Origin of the sequence: Metasolibacillus fluoroglycofenilyticus, assembly GCF_003049645.1 — a bacterium.
Taxonomy (GTDB): Bacteria; Bacillota; Bacilli; order Bacillales_A; family Planococcaceae; genus Metasolibacillus; species Metasolibacillus fluoroglycofenilyticus.
Genome location: NZ_PYWK01000039.1, coordinates 1 through 255 on the forward strand (window position 1 = coordinate 1; position 255 = coordinate 255).

The 255-nt window shown below is 54.1% G+C and carries 1 rRNA gene; it reads right to left on the minus strand.

Annotated elements, in window-relative coordinates:
- Window positions 1-255: ribosomal RNA gene (locus tag C9J36_RS17175) — 23S ribosomal RNA — on the minus strand; the annotation flags it as partial.

Consider the following 255-nt stretch of genomic DNA (forward strand, 5'->3'; position numbering starts at 1 on the left):
CTTAACGAGAGTTCTCTCGCACACCTTAGGATTCTCTCCTCGACTACCTGTGTCGGTTTGCGGTACGGGTACCTCCCACCTCGCTAGAGGCTTTTCTTGGCAGTGTGAGATCAGGAACTTCGTCCATACGGACTCGTCATCACAGCTTGGCGTTAGAGTGTGCGGATTTGCCTACACACACGCCTTACTGCTTGAACAGAGACAACCAACGCTCTGCTTACCCTACCCTCCTGCGTCCCCCCATTGCTCAAACGG